This window comes from Amycolatopsis sp. NPDC051716 (assembly GCF_040681595.1).
In the GTDB taxonomy this organism is placed as follows: domain Bacteria; phylum Actinomycetota; class Actinomycetes; order Mycobacteriales; family Pseudonocardiaceae; genus Amycolatopsis.
This window is the reverse complement of record NZ_JBFAZA010000004.1, coordinates 1-20,585: the sequence shown is the minus strand read 5'-3', so window position 1 is coordinate 20,585 and position 20,585 is coordinate 1. Positions and strand designations below refer to the sequence as shown.

Below are 20,585 nucleotides of genomic sequence, written 5' to 3'. Positions count from 1 at the left end.
TTTGCAGACGATCGTGCACCATGCAGGCGGCAAGCCGCGCCTTGAAAACAGCCGTCCTAGACGGCCGGTACCGGATCTGCGTTGAACGGCGTGCACTAGTTCGGCAAAGCCGAAAACCTCAGGACCCCTTGGCCCGCTTCGAACGGATCTTGCGCCCCCAGATCACGATGCCGAGCAGGACCACCGCCAGCAGGCCCGCGATCAGCTTGTTCTTGGTCTTCTCGGTGTTGGCCTTGTCCGTCTGAGCCGGGTCGAGGACCGGGCCCGGGGGCTGCGTCTGCACCGGGACCAGCCCCGCGGACGCGTGCGCCACGCTCATCGTGACGGCGGCCGGACGCACCGGCTCGGCCAGCGCCGGCGACGCGGTGAACAGCACCGCTCCCAGCAGCCCGACCAGGACCAGACCCCGCAGTTTCGCCATGTCATCCTTCCGCCGCGACCAGGCATTCTGCCCACGGACCGCCCGCACGTCAGCCACCGAACGCGTCGAGGATCCGCTGTGCACCGAGGGTAGCCGTCAGTTCACCGTCCCGCACCGCCCGTTCGACGTCGGGAACGACCGTTCGCACCTCCGGATGCGCCGCCAGCCGACCCAGCAGCTGTTCGCGCACCATCGCCCACGTCCAGTCGACCTGCTGCTGCCGCCGCCGGGCGTCCAGTTCACCGGACGCGGTGAGCGTGTCGCGGTGCTGCTCGATCGCGCCCCAGACCTCGTCGAGACGCAGGTTGTGCAGGCCGCTGCAGGTCAGCACCGGGGGCGTCCACGACGCTTCGGGCCCGTAGATCATCCGCAGCGCGCCCGCCAGCTCCCGCGCCGCGCGCCGGGCGTCCCGTTCGTGGTCGCCGTCGGCCTTGTTGACGGCGATGACGTCGGCGAGCTCCAGCACGCCCTTCTTGATGCCCTGGAGCTGGTCGCCGGTGCGGGCCAGGGTCAGGAACAGGAAGCAGTCGACCATGTTCGCCACGGTCACTTCGGACTGTCCGACGCCGACCGTCTCGACCAGCACGATGTCGTAGCCGGCCGCCTCCATCAGCACGATCGTCTCGCGGGTCGCCCGCGCGACGCCGCCGAGCGTCCCGGACGTCGGCGACGGCCGGATGAACGCCCGCGGGTCGACCGCCAGCCGCGCCATCCGGGTCTTGTCGCCGAGGATCGACCCGCCGGTCCGCGTCGACGACGGGTCGACGGCCAGCACGGCCACCCGGTGCCCGGCCGCGGTCAGGTCGGTGCCCAGCTGGTCGATGAAAGTCGACTTGCCGACTCCCGGGACGCCGGTGATGCCGACGCGCCGAGCGCCGCCGGCCGACGGCAGCAGCTCGACCAGCAGCTCCTGCGCCAGCGCCCGGTGGTCCTCCCGCTGCGACTCGACCAGCGTGATCGCCTTCGACAGCGTCCCGCGGTCCCCCGCCAGCACGCCCTTGGCGTAGGCGGTGACGTCGATCTTGCGCGGCAAGGGTCAGGACTCCTGCGCGGTCAGCTGGCCGAGCAGGTCGATGGCTGCGTCCGCGAGCACCGTGCCGGGCCCGAAGATCGCCGCCGCGCCGGCCTCGCGCAGCGCCGGGTAGTCCTGCGGCGGGATGACGCCGCCGACGACGACCATGATGTCCTCGCGGCCCAGTTCGGCGAGCTCGTGGCGCAGCGCGGGCACCAGCGAGAGGTGCCCGGCGGCCAGCGAGGACACCCCGACGACGTGCACGTCCGCCTCGATCGCCTGGCGGGCGACCTCGGCCGGGGTGGAGAACAGCGGGCCGACGTCGACGTCGAAGCCGAGGTCGGCGAAGCCGGTGGCGATCACCTTCTGGCCGCGGTCGTGGCCGTCCTGGCCCATCTTCGCGACGAGGATCCGGGGCCGCCGGCCCTCCTCCGCGGCGAACTCGTCGACCAGCTGACGGGCCTTCTCGACGTTCTGCGTCTTCCCCACCTCCTCGCGGTACACCCCCGAGATGGTCCGGATCTGGCCGGAGTGCCGGCCCCAGATCTTCTCGAGCGCGTCGGAGATCTCGCCGACGGTCGCCTTCGCGCGGGCCGCGTCGATGGCCAGTTCCAGCAGGTTGCCGCCGTTCCCGGCGCCTTCGGTCAGCCGTCGCAACGCGTCCTCGGTGGCGGTGGAGTCGCGCTCGGAGCGCAGCCGACGCAGCTTCTCCAGCTGCTGCGTCCGGACGCCGGCGTTGTCCACTTTGAGCACTTCGATGTCTTCGTCGCTCGTGACCTGGTACTTGTTGACGCCGATCACCGGCTGGCGGCCGGAGTCGATGCGGGCCTGCGTCCGGGCCGCGGCCTCTTCGATCCGCAGCTTGGGGATGCCCGCGTCGATCGCCTTGGCCATGCCGCCGGCCTGCTCGACCTCGCTGATGTGGCCCCACGCCTTGCGCGCGAGGTCGTAGGTCAGCTTCTCGACGAAGGCGCTGCCGCCCCACGGGTCGATCACGCGCGTGGTGCCGGACTCCTGCTGCAGCAGCAGCTGGGTGTTGCGGGCGATCCGCGCGGAGAAGTCCGTCGGCAGCGCGAGGGCCTCGTCGAGGGCGTTCGTGTGCAGCGACTGCGTGTGCCCCTGGGTCGCGGCCATCGCCTCGACGCACGTCCGGACGACGTTGTTGTAGACGTCCTGCGCGGTCAGCGACCAGCCCGACGTCTGGGAGTGCGTGCGCAGCGACAACGACTTCGACGACGAAGGGTTGAAGCCCTTTACCAGCTTCGCCCACAGCAGCCGGGCCGCGCGCAGCTTCGCGACCTCCATGAAGAAGTTCATGCCGATCGCCCAGAAGAACGACAGCCGCGGCGCGAACTTGTCGACGCTCAGCCCCGCGTCGACGCCCGAGCGGATGTACTCGACGCCGTCGGCGAGCGTGTACGCCAGCTCCAAGTCGGCCGTCGCGCCGGCTTCCTGCATGTGGTAGCCGGAGATGGAGATCGAGTTGTACTTCGGCATGTGCTGCGAAGTGAAGGAGAAGATGTCGGAGATGATCCGCATCGACGGCTGCGGCGGGTAGATGTAGGTGTTGCGGACCATGAACTCCTTGAGGATGTCGTTCTGGATGGTCCCCGCGAGCTGCTCCGGTTTGACGCCCTGCTCCTCCGCCGCGACGACGTACAGGGCGAGCACCGGCAGCACCGCGCCGTTCATCGTCATCGACACCGACATCTTGTCCAGCGGGATGCCGTCGAAGAGCTGCCGCATGTCGTAGATGGAGTCGATCGCGACGCCCGCCATGCCGACGTCGCCGGAGACGCGCGGGTGGTCGGAGTCGTAGCCGCGGTGGGTGGCCAGGTCGAAGGCGACCGAAAGCCCTTTCTGCCCGGCGGCGAGGTTGCGCCGGTAGAACGCGTTGGACTCCTCGGCGGTGGAGAACCCGGCGTACTGGCGGATGGTCCACGGCTGGTTGACGTACATCGTCGGGTACGGCCCGCGCAGGAAGGGCGCGATGCCCGGGTACGTGCCCAGGAAGTCCACATCGGACAGGTCGGCGGCGGTGTAGACGGGCTTGACGCCGATGCCTTCGGGCGTCTCCCAGGCCAGGGCGTCCGGGCCCTTGCCGGTGGCGCTCTCCACGGCGCGCGCCCACGCGTCGCGGTCGCCCGGGGACGGCGTGCCGAGGTCGAGACCGGCGAAGTTCGGGATGGTCATCGCGCAACTCCCAGCTTGGCGTGCAGGCCGTCGAGGACTTCCAGGGCGTCGCAGCCGGCGAAGACGTTCCCGGCCACGCCGTCGTAGGACCCCTTCCCCGCCAGTAAGACGTACTCGGCGCCGAGGGACGCGGCGACGTCGGCCGCCTGCGCCGCGTAGGCGTCGTCGGTGCCGCAGAGGCAGGCGACGCGGGCGCCGGACGCCCGGAACGCGCCGGGCAGGTCGTCGGTCGCGCCCGGGTTGACGGCTTCGATCCCGCCCGCCTGGAACAGGTTGGCGGCGAACCCGGCCCGCGCGGTGTGCGCGGCGACCGGGCCGAGCGTCGCGAGGAAGATCTTCGGCCGCGAGCCGTGCTCGGCGAGGTACGCGTCCGACGCGTCGCGAAGGGCTTCGAAGCCTTCGGCGTACCGGTGCCGCGGTAGCCCACCTTCCACAGTGGACTCCACCGGCGTGCGGACCACCGGCTTTTCGGCCAGGTTCGGGAATTCGCTGACGCCGGTGAGCGGGTCGCGCCGGGTGGCGATCCGCTTCGAGCGCTTCTCCCACGTCGAAGCCAGCCGCCCGGCCAGCGCACCGGAGGCCAGCGAAGCCACCAGGCCGCCCTCGCCTTCGATGGCGGTGAACTCGGCCCAGGCGGCGTGCGCGAGGTCGTCGGTGAGCTTCTCGACGTACCAGGAGCCGCCCGCCGGGTCGGCCACGCCGGCCAGCTTGGCCTCCTCCAGCAGCACGGCGTGGGTGTTGCGGGCGATCCGCGCGGAGAAGGCGTCGGGGCGGCCGATCGCCGCGTCGAACGGCAATACGGTGACCGCGTCCGCGCCGCCGGCGCCCGCGCCGAAGCAGGCCACGGTGGTGCGCAGCATGTTCACCCAGGGATCGCGCCTGGTCAGCATGGCCGGCGACGTCACGGCGTGCTGGCGCATGGGCGAGGTGAAGCCGCAGACCTCGGCCACGCGCGCCCACAGGCGGCGGGCCGCGCGCAGCTTCGCGATGGTGGAGAACTGGTCGGCGGTCGCGGCGAGCCGGAACTCCAGCTGCCCGGCGGCGGCCTCGACGGCCAGCCCGGCGTCGGTCAGCGCCCGCAGGTAGGTGACGCCGGCGGCGACGAGCGCGCCCAGCTCCTGCGCGTCCGACCCGCCGGCCTCGTGGAACGGCAGGCCGTCGGCGACGATCGTCCGCACTTTCGGGTACTTCCCGGCGACACGCGCGGCGAGCGCGGCGGCCGGTTCGAGCGCCACGGCGGAGCCGGAGCGGGCCGCCAGCCCGATCGGGTCGGCGCCCAGCACGGCGGTGGCCTCGCTCGCCGGGATCTCGCGCTCGCCGAACAGCGCCAGCAGCTCCGAAGCCGCGGCTTCGTACTCGGGACCGGTGTCCAGCACGACGGGCGCCAGGTCGAGGTACACCTCGTTCAGGGCGTCGGCGATAGACGCGGGGGGCACCGACAGCCAGATCGACGTCACGCCGCCTTCGAGGTCGGCGAGGATCGCCCGGTTGACCGCGCGGGCGTCGTCGCCGGTGAACCGGGCCCGGACGTCCCAGCCGGTGCCGACCCGGCCGTCCGGGCGCGCACCACGCACGTAGGGCGGCAGGCCGGGGAAGCCGCTGTCGCCGGGGACGTCCTCGGCCGTGTACAGCGGCTGGATCTCGATCCCGTCGTAGGTCCGCGTGACGAGCTTGCTCTCCGGGGCACCCGTGAAGTCCTCCGGCAGCTTCCCGCTCTTGCGCAGCACACCGGCGACCAGTTCTTGCCACTGTTCGCGCGTCGCCTGCGGAAACTCGGCCGCGAGGTCGAGCTCGGAGATCGGCGCTGATTCCGGACCGGCCACTTCAGTCATAACCAGTGATGGTAGAGGCACGGGCCGCGTCCGACCTGTGACTCTAGTCGCGCCCCTAGGCAGCCGGCGGTGAGCCGCGTAAGACACAATCAGGAGGTGCCCCCCTCCAGCGAAGAGACACGAGTGGTCGCCGGTCGTTACCGGCTGCGTTCGGTGCTCGGCTCCGGGTCGATGGGCACCGTCTGGTCGGCGTACGACGAGTTCCTGCACCGGCAGGTGGCCGTCAAGGAGATGAAGGTGCCGCCGGGCATCCCGGCGGCGCAGGCGGACGAGCTGAGGGAGCGCACGCTGCGCGAGGCGCGCGCGATCGCGGTCCTCTCCCACCCCAACGTGATCATCCTGCACGACGTCGCCCGCGAGGACGACCAGCCGTTCGTGGTGATGGAGCTGCTGCCCTCGCGCAGCCTGGCGCACATCCTGCGTGACCACGGTCCGCTGACCGTCGGGCAGGCCGCCGCGGTCGGCATCGCCGTGGCGTCCGCGCTGGAGGCCGCGCACTCGGCCGGGATCACCCACCGCGACGTCAAGCCGGGCAACGTCCTGGTGGCCAGCGACGGCCGGATCAAGCTGACCGACTTCGGCATCGCCCGCAACGTCTCCGAGGCGACCATGACCCGCACCGGGATCATGCTCGGCTCACCCGCCTACATCGCGCCGGAAGTGGCCTCCGGCGGCGCCGTCACGCCGGCCGCGGACCTGTGGGGCCTCGGCGCGACGCTGTTCGCCGCGGTCGAGGGCGCGCCGCCGTACGACGCCGACGGCGATCCGCTGGAGACGGTCGGGAAGGTCGTCAACGGGAAGGTGCCGAAGCCGAAGGCCGGCCCGCTCGCCGACGTCATCAGCGCCCTCATGACGAAGGAGCCGGCCCGGCGGATCACGCTGCGGGACGTCCGGCACCGGCTGTACCCGCTGCAGACGAAGACGCCGCTCGACCTGTTCGGGTCCGAGCTGTTCCACACCCCGGACGGCAAGAAGACGTCCGCGCAGCCGGACGCGACCGACACGCAGGTGATCAAGACCGTCCTGCCCGAGAAGGCCAAGGCGGAGAAGAAGGCCGAGACGTCGAGCAGCGAGCTCGCCGCCGACCCGGGCCCCCTGCCGTTCCTGCGCCCGCCCGCCCCGGCAGCGCCGGCGGGCCCCGCCTCGGGTGCGCCGACGATGTTCGTCCCGCCGCCGCCACCGCGGCCGGCGCGGCGCAGCTCCACGGCCACCGCCGTGCTCGTCGCGGTGGCGATCCTGCTCTTCCTCCTCGCCGCGGGCGGCGGGTTCGCGCTGGCCAGGACGGTCGGCGGCCAGTCGCTGCTGCCTCCGGCCGCCGCGCCGCGGAACACGTCGAACGGCGTGACCGACGTGCCGCCGCCGACGCTGGTGCAGCAGTCGGGCGACGCGAGCTTCGCGACCGGCAACGGCGGGCAGTTCGGCCTCCAGGTGCCGGAGGGCTGGCAGAAGTTCGTCGCCCCGCACACGACGACGAAGTTCGGCGCGAGCACGGCGGTCCAGTACGTCTCCCCCGACGGCCGCCGGTCGCTGCGCGTGGAACGGCTGGCGAAGTACTTCGCCCAGTACCCCCACGACGACGAGTACATCGCCTGGCTGAAGGGGTCCTACCCGGCCAGCGCGCTCCAGCTCTACGACCCGATGCCGCTGCCGGGCGGCAAGGGTTCGACGCTGACGTACCGCCTCGCCGAGGGCGGCAACCTCCCCGAACGCGACGGGGGCGGCGGCACCCGGGTGACGTTCATGAACCTGGTCCAGGCGAACACCAGCCTGTGGATCCTCTCCGTCACCGTGCCGGCAGAACAGGAAAACTCGGGCCGCCAGGACGTCTTCGACCGCGTCGCCCCCACCCTGAGCGTCTCGGACTAGCCGCCGAGGACCTCGCGGGACACCTGTTCCTGGGCGAGGTGGCGCAGACCGGCGAAGATCCGGTCGCCGAGCACGGTGGCGACCAGCCCGGCCTCGATGATCTTGTCCAGCGACGCCAGGCCGGCCACCACCTCGACGTCGAGCTCCGCGACGCGCATCGCCAGCTCGGCGTATTCCCCGAGCCGTTCGGTCAGCTTCTCCTGCCCCAGCTCCTTGGCCGTCGCCAGCGCCGCGATGAGGTTGGCCATCGCGCGGTGCTCGGGCGGGTGCGTCTTCCAGCCGCGGCGGCCCATGAGGTCCGCCAGCCGCTCCGACGCCCACTCGGCGGCCTCGTCGGACACCTTGGGCGGGGGCCCGGCCAGCTCCTCCTGGACGACGCCCATCGTCCGGTGCGGGGTCTCGTGGTCGTCGATCGCGCCGAGCACGACGCCGACCGAGGCCAGCGGCAGCCCGCCGACTTCGGTGAGCGCCTTGATCAGCCGCAGCCGCTGGACGTGCGCCGCGGAGTACCGCGCCTGGTTCGGGCTGGTGCGCTCGCCAGGCGGGAGCAGGCCCTCGCGCAGGTAGAACTTGACGGTCGCGACCGGCACCCCGGACTCGGCGCTCAGCTCGGCCATCCGCATGGGTTTCCGCTCCGATCCCGGGGTCCGTCTCGGGGACAACCCTGAAGACTTCTCAGCATGGATAGTTTAACTTCCCAAAACGGAGAGCTTCACTATCCGTTCTGGGAGGAACCATGACCATCCTTGCCGATCTCCGGAGCAGAACGCACACGTGGCACCGGCCGTCCGCGCTCGCGGCCGCCGGGCTGGGGGTGGTGGCCGTGCTGTGCGTCGCCGCCATGCTCCTCGACCAGCGGACCCTGGGCGGCGCGCCGATCTGGGCGAAGCCGTTCAAGTTCGCGGTCTCCGGCGCGCTCTACTTCGCCACCTGGAGCTGGCTCGTCTCGCTGCTGCCGCGGTTCCGGCGCACGGCGTCCTGGCTCACGAACCTCCTGGTCCTCATCTTCGCCGCCGAGTACGTCCTGCTGGTGTTCCAGGCGGCGCGCGGCCACGCGAGCCACTTCAACAACGCGACGCCGCAGGACGCCTTGATCTACAACGTCATGGGCAAGATGATCATGGGGCTGTGGGCCGCCACGCTCGTGCTGACCGTCCTGGTCATGTTCACGAAGGTGCCGGACCGGGCGAGCTTCTGGGCGGTCCGCACCGGGGCCGCGCTCTCCCCGGCCGGGATCTCGCTGGGCATCCTGATGACGAGCCCGACCGCGCGGCAGCTCGCGCAGTGGAAGGCCGGCGGAACGCCGGACGTGGTCGGCGCGCACACCGTCGGGCTCGCCAACGGCGGCCCCGGCCTGCCGATCCTCGGCTGGAGCACGGTGGCGGGCGACCTGCGGATCCCGCACTTCGCCGGGATGCACGCCCTGCAGGCGCTGCCGCTGCTCGCCATCGCGCTCCTGGCGCTGGCCTCGCGGTTCCCGCGGCTGCGTGACGACGTCGTCCGCGCCCGGCTCGTCCTGGTCGGCGCGGCCGGGTACGCGGGGCTGCTCGCGCTGCTCACGTGGCAGGCATTGCGGGCGCAGTCGATCGTGCACCCGGACGCGACGACACTGGGCGCGTTCGCGCTGCTGGTCGCGGCGGTCGGGCTGGGTGCACTGGCCGTCGTCCGCGCGCCGGGACAGAAGGCGGTTCGATGACCCTGTTCACCTGGGCGTTTCCCCTGGCGGCGCCGTTCTGGGCGTTGATGATCCTGGCCCCGAAGTGGCGGTGGACCGAGCGGATCATGCAGTCGCCGTGGGTGCCGCTGCTGCCGCTGGTGTGCTACTTCGGGCTCGAGCTGCCGCACTTCGGCGAGTGGGGCCGGGCGATGCTGCGGCCCGACCTCGGCGTCCTGCAGACGCTGCTGGCCACGCCGTGGGGCGCCGGGCTCGTCTGGGCGCACCTCATCGCGTTCGACCTGTTCATCGCCCGCTGGATGTACTTCGAGGCGCGGGACCGGGAGATCTCGCCGTGGCTCGTCAGCCCGATCCTGCTGCTGACGATCTTCCTGTCACCCTTCGGCCTGGTGGTGTTCCTCGTGGTGCGGGCCGTCCGGATACGCTCCCTCGCATGAGTGAACACGAAGCCGCGAGCGCCATCGCCAAGCGCACCGGCGTGGACGCGCACGACATCGCGGTGGTCCTGGGGTCGGGCTGGCGCCCGGCGGCGGACGTCATCGGGGAGTGCGAGACGGAGATCCCGTTCGCCGAACTGCCCGGTTTCACCACACCCGGTGCGGTGGGCCACGGCGGCACCATCCGCTCGCTGAAGGTCGGCGGCAAGTACGTCCTGGTGATGCTGGGCCGGACGCACTTCTACGAGGGCAAGGGCATCGACCCGGTGGTGCACAACGTGCGCACCGCGGCGGCGGCCGGCGTCCGGTCGGTGCTGCTGACGAACGCGGCGGGCGGCCTGCGCGAAGGCTTCCACGTGGGGCAGCCGGTGCTGATTTCCGACCACCTGAACCTGACCGCGCGCTCCCCGATCGTCGGCGCGAACTTCGTCGACCTGACGGACCTGTACTCGGCGCGGCTGCGGAAGGTCGCGCGGGAGATCGACCCGTCGCTCGAAGAAGGCGTCTACGCGGGCCTGACCGGGCCGCACTTCGAGACGCCGGCGGAAATCCGGATGCTGCGCACGCTGGGCGCGGACCTGGTCGGCATGTCGACGGTGCTGGAGGCGATCGCCGCCCGCGCGGCCGGCGTCGAGGTCTTCGGCCTGTCCCTGGTGACGAACCTCGCCGCGGGCATGACCGGCGAGCCGCTGAACCACGAAGAGGTCCTGGAAGCCGGCCGCGCGGCCGCGACGAAGATGGGCTCCCTGCTGCGGGAACTGGTCACCCGCGCCTGACCTCGTGTCGTCCCCCCAATCACGCGTGTCGACCCTTCAATCACGCGTGTCGACCCTTCGCGCACCGGCGCGGTGTGCGGAAAGCGTCGACACGCGTGATCAGGAGGTCGACACGCGTGATCAGCGGGTCGACACGGTGTCAGGCGAAGGTGGGGAGTTGGGCGGCGACCTCGGCCGGGGACGGCATGGCCGCGACTTCCGCGGCCAACGCGCGGGCCGCGTCGCGGACCGCGGTGTCGGTGAGGAGGTGGCGGGCCTTGGCGGCGACGGCTTCGGCGGTGACCTCGGCGCCGAGCAGGCGGTCGCCCACGCCGGCCGCCAGGACCGCGTCCGCGTTGGCGAACTGGTCCGCGCCCTGCGGGAGCAGCAGCTGCGGGAGGGCCGCGCCGAACGCGCCGAGCGTCGTGCCGCTGCCGCCGTGGTGGATCACCAGGTCGACGTGCGGGAGCAGCGCCGCCTGCGGGACCCACGCCTCGAGCCGGACGTTCGCCGGGACTTCGCCCAGCGCGTCCTCGGGCAGCGACGGGCCGGTGGCGACCAGGACGTCGGCGTCCAAACCGGACAGCCCGGCGATCGCCTCGGTGAGCACGCCCGCGTGGCCCATCGCCGTGCCCAGCGTCAGGTAGACCAGCGGACGCCGCTTGTCCAGCACGCCCGCCGGCAGCTCGCCCGGCTCGCTCCAGCCGACCGGGCGCAACGGCACCCGGCGGGTGCGCGCCAGGAAACCCGGGTCCTGCACCGACTCCGGGCAAATGTCGATGAACGGGCCGCCGAACGCCAGGTCCTCACCGGCCTCGATCCCCAGCCCCGCGGCGTGCTCGCGGATCGCGTCCCGGATCTTCGTGGTCATCGGGTCGCCGGTCGACACCCGGCCGAAACCGTGCGCCACCACCGGGAGCCCGGCCTTCCGCGCGGCGAACAACCCGCCCGGGTTGCCCGCCTCGCTCACGACCAGGTCGGGCCGGACGTGCTCGAACAGCGGCAGCAGATCGGCGGCGAACCGCTTCGGCAGCAGTTCGCCGAACACCTTCGCCACGACCGGGAACAGCTCCTCCCGCGGGATGTCGCCGGGCGGGCGCCGCGGGCCGGGCGGCCCGCCCTCGGCGAACGCCTGGCCGAACGCGTTCTCCATGGAAATGCCGGCCGCCGCCGTTTCGAGCCCGGCTTTCCGCAGCTGTGGAAGGAACTCTTCAGTGGTCGCGAAGACGACGTCGTGGCCCGCCTCGCGCGCGGCGACCGCCAGCGGCACGAGCGGGAAGGTGTGACCGAAGGACCCCAGTGAGGTGAACAGTAAGCGCACCTACCCGACCATAGCCCGTAGGCTGACGCGGTGACATCAGATTCCACCCTGCGTGACGCCGTTTCCCGCTGGATCGCCGCCGACCCGGACGCCGGCACCCGTGCCGAACTGGAAGCCGTGCTGGCCCGGGCGGACGGCGGCGAACCCGGTGCCGCCGAAGACCTGGCCGACCGGCTGGCCGGTCCGCTCGAATTCGGCACCGCCGGCCTGCGCGGCCCGGTGCGCGCCGGGCCGAACGGCATGAACGTCGCCGTCGTCACCCGGACGACGGCCGGGGTCGCGGAGTGGCTGAAGGCGCACGGGCACGCCGGCGCGCTGGTCGTCGTCGGCCGCGACGCTCGGCACGGCTCGGAAGCCTTCGCGACGGCCGCCGCCGAGGTGCTGACCGCGGCCGGCTTCGACGTCAAGGTGTTCCCCCGCCCGCTGCCGACGCCGGTGCTCGCGTTCGCCGTCGGCCGGCTCGGCGCGGTGGCCGGGATCCAGATCACCGCGTCGCACAATCCCCCGGCGGACAACGGGTACAAGCTCTACGACGCGACCGGCGGGCAGATCGTCCCGCCGTCCGACGGCGAGATCGAGCGCGCCATCGAGGCCGCGCCGCCCGCCGCCGACGTGCCGCGGGCGCCCGGCGCCGAGGTCACCGACCTGCTGGACCGCTACCTCGACGAGGTCGCGACGCTGCCGCTGGGCCACGAACGCGCGGTGCGGGTCGCCGCGACGGCGTTGCACGGCGTCGGCGCCGGCACGCTGCGCGCGGCGTTCGAGCGGGCCGGGTTCACCGATCTGCACCTGGTCGGCGACCAGGCCGCGCCGGACCCGGACTTCCCGACCGTGGCGTTCCCGAACCCCGAAGAGCCGGGCGCGACGGACCTGCTGCTGGCGCTGGCGTCCGATGTGGACGCCGACCTGGCCGTCGCGCTCGACCCGGACGCCGACCGGTGCGCGCTCGGCGTGCGCGAGCGGGACGGGCGGTGGCGCATGCTGCGCGGCGACGAGACCGGCGTGCTGCTCGGCTCGTACGTCTTGTCCACAGTGGACCGCACGGTCCTGCCGGACCCGCTGGTGGCGACCACGATCGTGTCGTCGTCGATGCTCGGCGAAATCGCGAAGGCGGAAGGCGCCCGCTACGCCGAGACGTTGACCGGCTTCAAGTGGCTGGTCCGGGCCGGCGAAGGCCTGGTGTTCGCCTACGAAGAGGCGCTCGGGCTGTGCGTGAACCCGGGCTTCGTGCGCGACAAGGACGGCATCGCCGCCGCGACGCTGGCGGCCGGGCTCGCCGCGCAGCTGAAGGCGCAGGGCCGCACGCCGCTGGACGTGCTCGACGAGCTGGCGCGGCGCCACGGCGTCCACCTGACCGATCAGGTTTCGCTGCGGGTCACGGATCTCGCGGTCCGCGGCCGGCTGATGGCGAAGGTGCGGGCGACCCCGCCGTCCCGGCTCGGCGGCGTCGAAGTCGGCCTCGAAGACCTGCTGCCGGACGCCGACGTGGTGCGGCTGACCGGCGACGGCGTCCGCGTGGTCGTGCGGCCGTCCGGGACCGAGCCGAAGCTGAAGGCGTACCTGCAGGTGGTGGCGCCGGTGACGGACGAACTGGCCGATGCCCGCGACGCGGCGCAGGAGCGGCTGACGGCGCTGCGGGCGGACGTCGAGGAGCTGCTCGCCTGATGCCGAGGCTGCTGATCGTGCACCACACGCCGTCGCCGTCGACGCAGGCGCTCTTCGAGGCGGTCGTGGCGGGAGCGACGCACCCGGACATCGAGGGGGTGGAAGTGGTCCGCCGCGCGGCGCTGGCGGCCACGGTCACCGACGTCTTCGAGGCGGACGGCTACCTGCTGGGCACGCCGGCGAACCTCGGCAGCATGAGCGGTGCGCTCAAGCACTTCTTCGACACGATCTACTACCCGTGCCTGGACGAGACGCGAGGTCGCCCGTTCGGGTACTGGATTCACGGCAACAGCGACACTTCGGGCACGGAACGCCAACTGCTGGCCATCACGACGGGCCTGGCGTGGGCCAACGCGGCGAAACCCGTCATCAGCACGGGTGAACCGGACAAGAGAACCGTCGAGGCGTGCACCGAATTGGGCGGCACGCTGGCCGCCACGCTGATGAGCTGAGGGGATCGCCCGGAAATTAAAGGGGCCTGTCACCGGAAGCCCTGGGGGTCGACCTCCGGCAACAGGCCGTAACCAAGGGTTCGCCCGAGGGCGATCAACCTTGGCCTGTGAAGCGTACTACACACGGCCGATCATGACGAGTCGAAGGCGCGACAACCTCTCGCCTGAGCCGTTCCGTACACCCCCAGGGTACGGAGGGTCAGGCGAGAGGCGAGCCAACTGTAAACCACTGCATACGCCAGCTGTCAACATGTGCGTACAGTGGTTTTCCGGTTAGAATTTTCGCGGCTGGATTCCCAGGGGGTGGAGATGGCACGGGAACGCACCTTCGCGGAGCGCTTGAGCGCCCTGATCGAGGCCGCCCGGCTGGACGGGCGCGCCCCGCACAGCTACCGGGAGATCTCGGCCGCCGTCGAGCGGGCGGGTGGCCCGGCGATGTCGCCCGCCTACCTGCAGCAGCTCGCGACGGGCAAGCGGGTCAACCCGAAGATCCACTACGTCGAGGCGCTGGCGAAGCTGTTCGGCGTGCCGGTGACGTACTTCTTCGACGCGGAGGCGGCCGCGGCACCCGCGGGTGAGGCCCAGCTGATGGCGATGCGCGCCCAGGAGCTGTCGCCACAGGGCCGCCGACAGGTGATGGACCTGCTGGAGCTCGTCGAGCGCTACGAGCGGGCCGAACGCGAGGGGCGGAACCCGGAGGACGGCGAGGGCCGGGGCCCGGGAAGCGCAGTGCGATGAAGGAACGCGAGCTGCGCCGGCGCTGCCGGAAGCTGCTCAAGGAGCTGGACATCGAGCCGCCGCTGGACGTCGAGGTGCTGTGCGCGCGGCTGGGCGAACGGCGCGGGAAGCCGATCCGGCTGCTGGCGTACCCGCTCGAGGTGCCGGGGCCGTTCGGCTGCTGGATCGCGACGTCGTCCGCGGACTACATCTTCTACCAGGCCGAAACGACGAAATCGCACCAGGACCACATCATCCTGCACGAACTCGGGCACATGCTGGCCGACCACCACCCGCAGGGCGACGCCGAACCGGCGGACTTCCTGCGCGGCCCCGCGACGGATCTTGACCCGGATGCCGTACACCGCGCACTGCGCCGCTCGTCCTACGATGACGCGCACGAGTGGGAAGCCGAAACGGTCGCGACGATCATCCTCGAATGGGCGTCGGTCCTGAACTACACGATTCCCCGGCGCGCCGCCGACCGGGATCTCCGCCGGATCCAGGGGGCGCTCGGCGATCATCAAGGGTGGTTGTGAGCACACTTGTTACCAATCCGGCCAAAGGTAGGCCGGTCCCCCGAGCGGCACGTACCGTTGCCACGAAAAGCTATCCGGCCGTGACTGTGGTCGGATTGGTAACGAAAGGCACAGCAGCCCGGTGAACCTCGTTGCGCTGCTTCTGTTCTCCGCCGCGCTGGCGTGGCGGATCTACCAGGTGACCCGCGCGCCGACCGTGCCGAACTGGGCGGTCACCGCCTGCGTGGCCGGCTTCGCGGCGGCATTCCTGCTGCAGCAGCCGGTGCTCTCCGACGAAGTCGACGCGCTGCTGGGCCGGGGTGCGGCCCGGGTGGCGAACAACGCGCTGCTGGCGTGCGCCGTCTGCGCGCTGGTGATCTTCTTCCTCGGCTCGGCGCTGGGCCCCCGCCGGTACCGCCGGGTGGTGGCCGAACTGGTCCCGCTGGTCGCGGCGATCGCGCTGATGATCGTCGCGATGAGCCTGACACCGCCGGAGCTGCGGGGCCTGCCGCTGGGGCCGTCGACGATCCACGACAGCGGCGTCGCGGTCTTCTACCTCGGCGCCGGGCTGTACCTGATCTACGGCCTCGTCGCCTGCACGGCCTGGATCGTGCGGTACCTGCGGGTGGCCGACCGGGACCTGCGGATCGGGCTGCGGCTGGGCGCGATCGGCATGGCCAGCGCGGCCGTCGGCAGCATCTTCCGCGCGCTGTACATCGTGGTGGCGTGGGCGTTCGGGCCCGTCGTCAAGGTCCTGCTGCTGCTCGGTGTGCCGTTCGTGATCGCCGGCGGGATGCTGTTCCTCGCCGGCGTGACCTACCCGGGCGTGCGAGCGCGGGTTTCGGCGTTGCGGCGCCGCCGCCAGCACCGGCGGGAGCACGAGGCGCTGGCTCCCTTGTGGACGGTCCTGGTGGAGGCGTTCCCCAGCATCGTGCTGCGGACGCCGCCGCGCCGCGGCGACCGGCTGTCCCCGCGCGGCACCAACCGCGTGCACTACCGCCGGGTGATCGAGATCCGCGACGGCCTGGTGCAGCTGTCGCCGTACCTCGAGGCGGACTTCGGCGAGGTCACCGCCGCCGATCCGGCCGCCGCGGCGGCCGCGTTGAAGGCGGCGCTGCGGCGGCACGCGGACGGCGAAGCCAGCGACGGCCGCGCCAAGCAGGTCCTGCCCGCCGGGGCCGACGACCTCGAATCCGACGTCCGGCCGCTGCTCGCGCTGTCGGCCGCGATGACGAACGGGAAGTGACGTGGACACCCTGATCACCGCCGGCCGGGTGCTGCCCCGGCCGGCCACGCCGGTCGACGACGGTGCCGTGCTGGTGCGCGACGGCGTCATCGTCGCGGCGGGCCCGCGCGCGGACGTCGTCGCGCGGGCCGCGCCGGACGCGTCCCGGCACGACTTCCCCACCGGGACCGCGCTCGCCGGGCTGTGCAACGTCCACGTGCACCTGGCGTTCGACGCGTCCCGCGAGATGCTGGCCCACTTCTCGGAAAGCGAAGACCCGCTGGACGGCGCACGCGCTCGGCTCACGGCGATGCTGCGCAGCGGCGTCACGACCGTGCGGGACCTCGGCGACCGCGGGCACCTCGGCGCGGCCGTCCGGCGGTCGTTCGACGGTTCACCCGCGCCGCGGCTGCTGGTGTCCGGGCCGCCGATCACCGTCCCGGGCGGCCATTGCCACTTTTTCGGCGGTGAAACGGCTTCGGACGGCGAAATCCGCGCCCTGATCGACGCGAACGCGGCCGCGGGCGCGGACGTGATCAAGGTGATGGCCAGCGGTGGCCAGATCACCGAGGGCGGCGCGGACATGTGGGAGTCGCAGTTCGACGCCCGGCAGCTGCGCGTGGTCACCGAGCACGCGGCGTCGCACGGGCTGCCGGTCGCCGCGCACGCCCACGGCGCCGACGCGATCGAAGCGGCGGTCGAGGCCGGGGTGTCGACGGTCGAGCACTGCAGCTTCCTGACCGGGCCACGCTCCTTCGACCGCCGGGAGCACGTGGCGAAGCGGATGGCGGCCGACGGGATCTCGGCGTGCTCGACGAGCAGCCGCAACTGGCGCGTGCTCGTCGAGAAGCTCGGCGACGACGTCGCCCAGGCGATGTACGGGCGGCTGCCGTGGCTCGAGGAACACGGCGTCCGGCTGCTTTCCGGGACTGACGCGGGCCTGCCCGGCTCGGTGTTCGACGACCCGGTCGGCGCGCTGGAACTCTACGAATGGCTCGGTTTCCCGCGTCGCCGGATCCTGGAGATCGCGACCGAGGACAGCGCGGCCGGGCTGGGCCTCGGCGACGTGACCGGACGGCTGGAAGCCGGGCTCGCGGCGGACGTCCTGGTCGTCGAAGGCGACCCGCTCGCGTCGCTGGCCGCGCTCCGCAACCCGCTGCTGGTGCTGGCCCAGGGCCGGCCCGCCTAGGTTCCCCGATCGGGGAACACCCAGTTTGGTGACAGCGTTTTAAAACAGTGTTACTGTTGCGCTACCCCACCTCGAAGGAGCTCCCCGATGCACGGACCGACCCAGCTGTTCACGGTGATCGCGCTGGTCTCGCTGCCGACCGTGATGTACGGCGGTTACGCGCTGATGGGCGTCATGCGCGACCGCAAGCTCACCGAACACCAGCGCGCGATGTTCCGGGCCGGCCACGCCCACGCCGGCGTCCTGCTGATCCTCGCCCTGGTCGCGCTGCAGATCCTCAGCCGCACGACGCTGTCCGGCACGACGTTGTGGATCGGCTGCTTCCTGCTGCTGTTCGGGATCCTCGCCCAATCGGGTGGATTCTTCTTCCACCTGATCCCGAACCGCGGCAAGCTCGGCGGCCGCGTGACGTCCGTGGGCGCGGTGTTCCTGGCCGCGGCCACGCTGCTCACCGCGTACGGGGTCGCCTTCGCCTGAGCACCGGTCGTTAAGCTGGTGACGTGCCTGAATACCTGCCGACCGCGCCCTACAAGGGGACCCGGGACTTCCTGCCCGCCGAAATGTCCGTGCGTACCCAGGTGTTCGGTCATCTCTACGACGTCCTCGAACGCCGCGGCTTCCTCCGCTACGACGGCCCGATCCTCGAATCGGCCGAGATCTACGAGCGGAAGTCCGGCCAGGAGCTCGCCGACAAGCAGCTGTACACGCTGACCGACAAGGGCGGGCGGCGGCTGGCGCTGCGGCCGGAAATGACGCCCTCGGTGGCGCGGATGATCGCCGGGAGCGCGAAGTCGCTGTCGTTCCCGGTCCGCTGGTACAGCCACCCGAACTGCCACCGGTACGAGGCGCCGCAGCGCGGCCGCGTCCGCGAGCACTGGCAGATCAACGCGGACATCTTCGGCTCCGACAGCGCCAACTGCGAGATCGAGATCTTCGAGCTGGTGCACGACATGATGGCCGCGCTGGGTGCGACGCCGGACATGTTCGTGCTGCGCGTCAACGACCGGAACCTGCTGACGTCGGCCCTCACCGACGTCGCCGGCGTGTCGGCGGACCACCTGTCCCAGGTGTTCGCGCTGGTCGACCGGTGGGAGAAGTACCCGCGCGAGAAGCTGGCCGAGAGCGCCGGCGAGATCGGGCTGTCGGAGAAGCAGTTCGAGAAGCTCGCCGAGACGCTCGACGCGGGCGAGGCGCTGCTCGACGAGCTGCCGGCCGCGGTGCGGGCGGAGTCGAACCTGGTCCGCGTCCTGAACAGCAGCGCGGGTTCGCTGGTGAAGTACGAGCCGATCATCGTGCGCGGGCTGGCGTACTACACGTCGACCGTGTTCGAGGTCTTCGACACTTCGCCGGAGAACCGCCGCGCCCTCTTCGGGGGCGGCCGCTACAGCGACCTCGCGTCGATGTTCACCCCGCAGCAGATCCCGGGCATCGGGTTCGGCATGGGCGACGTCACGCTGATCGACTTCCTCGACACGCACGGCCTGACCCCGGCCCCGCGCAGCGAGGTCGACGTCATGGTGATCCCGGTGACCGAGGACCTCGCGGACGCGGCCCGGTCGGTGGCGGGCTCGCTGCGGCAGGCCGGCCTGCGGACGTCGACGCCGATCGAGCACCGCAAGCTGGGCAAGGAACTGACCCGCGCGGACAAGGCGGGCGCGGTCGCGGTGGTGATCGTCGGCCAGGAGGACTGGGCGGCGGGGAACGTGACGGTCCGCAGCCTGGCGACCCGGGAGCAGAACCCGGTCGCGGTCGCCGACGCCCCGGCGGCGGTGCGCGCGCTGCTGGCGTAAATCGGATCGACTCCCCTCCGGCGCCCGGGCATCCTGGGCGGCGGAGGGGATGCCGATGATCGTTTACGAAGACGCGCGGCAGTGGGTCGAGTTCGACGCCACCGTGCGGCGAACAGCGGGGTATCGCCGCAACAGACGGCTGAGCCGCCGGCCTTCGCGCGAAGAGCTCGCCGAAGCCGCGTGCGACCGTGACGGATATCTGCGCCAGGCCGCTGTCGAACGGCTGGCGGTCAGCACCGACCCTGAAGCCGTACCGCTGCTGCTGCTCCGGTGCGTCGACTGGGTCCGGCCGGTCCGGGAGCTCGCCCGGTCGATCGTCAGGGCCAAACTGGACGACACGGTGCTTCGCGCGGCGCTGCCCTTGATCGGCGTCCTGCGGCGGCGTCGGTTCGACGCCTGGATGACCTCGCTACTGCGCGAAGCCCTGCCTCGCTTGCTCGACGACGCGTTGGCGCTGGAGGATCGGGAAACCCGTCGCTGGGTCCACACGGAAGCGATCGGGCTCCTGTCGCGCGAGCGGCTGCTCGACATCGCGGTGCGCGACCACGACTTCGTGGTCCGCGTGTTGTGCGGCGACGCGCTGCTCGACCGCGGCGAGTGCGTCGAGGAACTGCTGGCGGCCGGGGCGCCGAAGGTCCGGATGCGGGCGTTGACGTTGCTCGGCCCCGAAGCCGCCGTGGCCCACCTGGCGGACCGCTCGTCGGCGGTCCGGTCGATGGCGCAGGCGCTGGTCCTGAAGGCGGGCGGCGACCCGGCGGCGCACTACCGCGCGATGCCGGTCTCGTTCGGCGCGCTCGCGGGACTCGGCGAAACGGGGACGGCCGCCGACGCGCCGGTCCTGGAACGTCACCTCGCCGACGAGCGGCCGCGGATCCGCGGGGTGGCGGTCCGCGGCCTGCGCCGGGTCGCGCCGGAGTCGCCGGCGGTCCGGCCGTTGCTGACGGACCCGTCGCCGGCGGTGACCCGCCAGGTGGTGACGTTCCTGCGCGGGAAGTTCGTCGACCTGGCCACGCTGCAGGCCCTCCTGTCCCCCGCGCACCCGATCCACACGCGCCGGGCGGCCGCGGCCCTGCTCCGCGACCGCGACACCTGGCGGCGCCTGCACACGGACCTCACCCTCCTGCGCGACCCGGACCTGGCCGCCGACGCCCACGAGGACATCCACGCCTGGCTCGCGCACTCGGCGGACACCTACACCACCCCGTCCCCGGCCTTGGCCGCCGAAATCGACGCGGCCTGCACCACCCTCGACCCGGCCTTGGCCCGCCAAATCCGCTTCGCCCTCCCGGGCAGGCGTGCAGCAAGGGTCGACACGCGTGATTGAGCGGTCGACACGCGTGATGGAAGGGTCGACACGGCGAACCGGGCGTGCCTTGCCGTGTCGTCGCCCGAATCACGCGTGTCGACCGTCTAATCACGCGTGTGGAGTTGCCCCGGTGGGGCGGACACGGGGTTGTTAGGCAGCCGGGGCCTGACGATAGTTGGTTCGGGTTTCGGCTGGGGTGTTCTGGCCGATG

Annotated in this window: 19 protein-coding genes; 13 read left to right on the top strand and 6 right to left on the bottom strand. The window is 71.9% G+C overall.

The window, feature by feature from the left end; translation table 11 throughout:
* Positions 1 to 118 precede the first annotated feature (118 nt).
* From AB0M30_RS06135 to AB0M30_RS06120, 4 genes are read right to left on the bottom strand one after another with little or no spacing between them, the layout of a single operon-like run.
* A complete protein-coding gene (locus AB0M30_RS06135) occupies positions 119 to 421 on the bottom strand; it encodes a hypothetical protein (protein WP_103341001.1) in 303 nt (100 codons plus the stop codon).
* Positions 422 to 470: 49 nt separating this feature from the next.
* Complete coding sequence (meaB, locus tag AB0M30_RS06130) at positions 471 to 1,454, bottom strand: methylmalonyl Co-A mutase-associated GTPase MeaB (protein WP_364580555.1); 984 nt, start codon at positions 1,452 to 1,454, stop codon at positions 471 to 473.
* Positions 1,455 to 1,457: 3 nt separating this feature from the next.
* Positions 1,458 to 3,626, bottom strand: coding sequence for a methylmalonyl-CoA mutase (scpA, locus tag AB0M30_RS06125; RefSeq protein WP_364580553.1), 2,169 nt, complete (start codon positions 3,624 to 3,626; stop codon positions 1,458 to 1,460).
* Positions 3,623 to 5,458 (bottom strand): methylmalonyl-CoA mutase family protein, encoded by a 1,836-nt coding sequence (locus AB0M30_RS06120; protein ID WP_364580551.1) that lies wholly within the window; start codon positions 5,456 to 5,458, stop codon positions 3,623 to 3,625. Before AB0M30_RS06120 ends, scpA begins: the two co-directional genes overlap by 4 nt.
* Positions 5,459 to 5,581: 123 nt before the next feature.
* Here AB0M30_RS06120 and AB0M30_RS06115 point away from each other — a divergent pair, with 123 nt between their 5' ends.
* On the top strand, positions 5,582 to 7,324 hold the full coding sequence (locus AB0M30_RS06115; protein ID WP_364581229.1) for a serine/threonine-protein kinase: 1,743 nt from the start codon (positions 5,582 to 5,584) through the stop codon (positions 7,322 to 7,324).
* Here the strand turns inward: AB0M30_RS06115 and AB0M30_RS06110 are convergent.
* The gene (locus AB0M30_RS06110) at positions 7,321 to 7,947 is read right to left on the bottom strand and encodes a MerR family transcriptional regulator (protein ID WP_364580548.1); all 627 of its coding nucleotides are present in this window, start codon (positions 7,945 to 7,947) and stop codon (positions 7,321 to 7,323) included. The two genes, AB0M30_RS06115 and AB0M30_RS06110, sit on opposite strands and share 4 nt — an antisense overlap.
* A 113-nt stretch (positions 7,948 to 8,060) precedes the next feature.
* On the opposite strand from AB0M30_RS06110, the gene AB0M30_RS06105 reads away from it, so the two are divergent.
* Genes AB0M30_RS06105 through AB0M30_RS06095 form a run of 3 tightly spaced genes read left to right on the top strand, consistent with a single transcriptional unit; the run spans position 8,061 to position 10,212 of the window.
* Positions 8,061 to 9,020 carry a hypothetical protein gene (locus tag AB0M30_RS06105; protein ID WP_364580545.1) on the top strand — a complete coding sequence of 320 codons (960 nt, stop codon included), beginning with the start codon at positions 8,061 to 8,063 and terminating at the stop codon, positions 9,018 to 9,020.
* A complete protein-coding gene (locus AB0M30_RS06100; protein WP_364580542.1) occupies positions 9,017 to 9,436 on the top strand; it encodes an ABA4-like family protein in 420 nt (139 codons plus the stop codon). The genes AB0M30_RS06105 and AB0M30_RS06100 overlap by 4 nt, the downstream gene beginning before the upstream one ends.
* Positions 9,433 to 10,212: a purine-nucleoside phosphorylase gene (locus AB0M30_RS06095; RefSeq protein ID WP_364580539.1), complete on the top strand. Its 780-nt coding sequence runs from the start codon at positions 9,433 to 9,435 to the stop codon at positions 10,210 to 10,212. The genes AB0M30_RS06100 and AB0M30_RS06095 overlap by 4 nt, the downstream gene beginning before the upstream one ends.
* A gap of 139 nt (positions 10,213 to 10,351) precedes the next feature.
* Here AB0M30_RS06095 and AB0M30_RS06090 read toward each other — a convergent pair whose 3' ends face one another.
* On the bottom strand, positions 10,352 to 11,512 hold the full coding sequence (locus tag AB0M30_RS06090; protein ID WP_364580536.1) for a nucleotide disphospho-sugar-binding domain-containing protein: 1,161 nt from the start codon (positions 11,510 to 11,512) through the stop codon (positions 10,352 to 10,354).
* 30 nt (positions 11,513 to 11,542) lie between these two features.
* On the opposite strand from AB0M30_RS06090, the gene AB0M30_RS06085 reads away from it, so the two are divergent.
* The 9 genes from AB0M30_RS06085 to AB0M30_RS06045 all read left to right on the top strand — a co-directional run bounded on the left by AB0M30_RS06085 (position 11,543) and on the right by AB0M30_RS06045 (position 20,392).
* A complete protein-coding gene (locus AB0M30_RS06085) occupies positions 11,543 to 13,177 on the top strand; it encodes a phospho-sugar mutase (RefSeq protein ID WP_364580533.1) in 1,635 nt (544 codons plus the stop codon).
* On the top strand, positions 13,177 to 13,629 hold the full coding sequence (locus tag AB0M30_RS06080; protein ID WP_364580530.1) for an NAD(P)H-dependent oxidoreductase: 453 nt from the start codon (positions 13,177 to 13,179) through the stop codon (positions 13,627 to 13,629). Before AB0M30_RS06085 ends, AB0M30_RS06080 begins: the two co-directional genes overlap by 1 nt.
* Before the next feature lie 309 nt (positions 13,630 to 13,938).
* Positions 13,939 to 14,367 (top strand): helix-turn-helix transcriptional regulator, encoded by a 429-nt coding sequence (locus AB0M30_RS06075; RefSeq protein ID WP_360172600.1) that lies wholly within the window; start codon positions 13,939 to 13,941, stop codon positions 14,365 to 14,367.
* Complete coding sequence (locus AB0M30_RS06070) at positions 14,364 to 14,885, top strand: hypothetical protein (protein WP_360172597.1); 522 nt, start codon at positions 14,364 to 14,366, stop codon at positions 14,883 to 14,885. Before AB0M30_RS06075 ends, AB0M30_RS06070 begins: the two co-directional genes overlap by 4 nt.
* Positions 14,886 to 15,006: 121 nt before the next feature.
* Positions 15,007 to 16,110 (top strand): MAB_1171c family putative transporter, encoded by a 1,104-nt coding sequence (locus AB0M30_RS06065; RefSeq protein ID WP_364580526.1) that lies wholly within the window; start codon positions 15,007 to 15,009, stop codon positions 16,108 to 16,110.
* A gap of 1 nt (position 16,111) precedes the next feature.
* Positions 16,112 to 17,278 (top strand): amidohydrolase family protein, encoded by a 1,167-nt coding sequence (locus AB0M30_RS06060; protein ID WP_364580523.1) that lies wholly within the window; start codon positions 16,112 to 16,114, stop codon positions 17,276 to 17,278.
* 87 nt (positions 17,279 to 17,365) lie between these two features.
* Positions 17,366 to 17,755 (top strand): hypothetical protein, encoded by a 390-nt coding sequence (locus AB0M30_RS06055; protein ID WP_364580520.1) that lies wholly within the window; start codon positions 17,366 to 17,368, stop codon positions 17,753 to 17,755.
* Positions 17,756 to 17,778: 23 nt separating this feature from the next.
* A complete protein-coding gene (gene hisS, locus AB0M30_RS06050; protein ID WP_364580518.1) occupies positions 17,779 to 19,068 on the top strand; it encodes a histidine--tRNA ligase in 1,290 nt (429 codons plus the stop codon).
* A 55-nt stretch (positions 19,069 to 19,123) separates the two neighbouring features.
* A complete protein-coding gene (locus AB0M30_RS06045) occupies positions 19,124 to 20,392 on the top strand; it encodes a hypothetical protein (protein ID WP_364580515.1) in 1,269 nt (422 codons plus the stop codon).
* Positions 20,393 to 20,585: the final 193 nt, after the last annotated feature.

Excerpts from the sequence above, each read along its gene's own strand:
- AB0M30_RS06135 (WP_103341001.1), bottom strand. The coding sequence starts at position 421 with ATGGCGAAACTGCGGGGTCTGGTCCTGGTCGGGCTGCTGGGAGCGGTG.
- scpA (WP_364580553.1), bottom strand. The coding sequence starts at position 3,626 with ATGACCATCCCGAACTTCGCCGGTCTCGACCTCGGCACGCCGTCCCCG.
- AB0M30_RS06120 (WP_364580551.1), bottom strand. The coding sequence starts at position 5,458 with ATGACTGAAGTGGCCGGTCCGGAATCAGCGCCGATCTCCGAGCTCGAC.
- AB0M30_RS06110 (WP_364580548.1), bottom strand. The coding sequence starts at position 7,947 with ATGCGGATGGCCGAGCTGAGCGCCGAGTCCGGGGTGCCGGTCGCGACC.
- AB0M30_RS06105 (WP_364580545.1), top strand. The coding sequence starts at position 8,061 with ATGACCATCCTTGCCGATCTCCGGAGCAGAACGCACACGTGGCACCGG.
- AB0M30_RS06100 (WP_364580542.1), top strand. The coding sequence starts at position 9,017 with ATGACCCTGTTCACCTGGGCGTTTCCCCTGGCGGCGCCGTTCTGGGCG.
- AB0M30_RS06095 (WP_364580539.1), top strand. The coding sequence starts at position 9,433 with ATGAGTGAACACGAAGCCGCGAGCGCCATCGCCAAGCGCACCGGCGTG.
- AB0M30_RS06080 (WP_364580530.1), top strand. The coding sequence starts at position 13,177 with ATGCCGAGGCTGCTGATCGTGCACCACACGCCGTCGCCGTCGACGCAG.
- AB0M30_RS06075 (WP_360172600.1), top strand. The coding sequence starts at position 13,939 with ATGGCACGGGAACGCACCTTCGCGGAGCGCTTGAGCGCCCTGATCGAG.
- AB0M30_RS06070 (WP_360172597.1), top strand. The coding sequence starts at position 14,364 with ATGAAGGAACGCGAGCTGCGCCGGCGCTGCCGGAAGCTGCTCAAGGAG.
- AB0M30_RS06055 (WP_364580520.1), top strand. The coding sequence starts at position 17,366 with ATGCACGGACCGACCCAGCTGTTCACGGTGATCGCGCTGGTCTCGCTG.
- AB0M30_RS06045 (WP_364580515.1), top strand. The coding sequence starts at position 19,124 with ATGATCGTTTACGAAGACGCGCGGCAGTGGGTCGAGTTCGACGCCACC.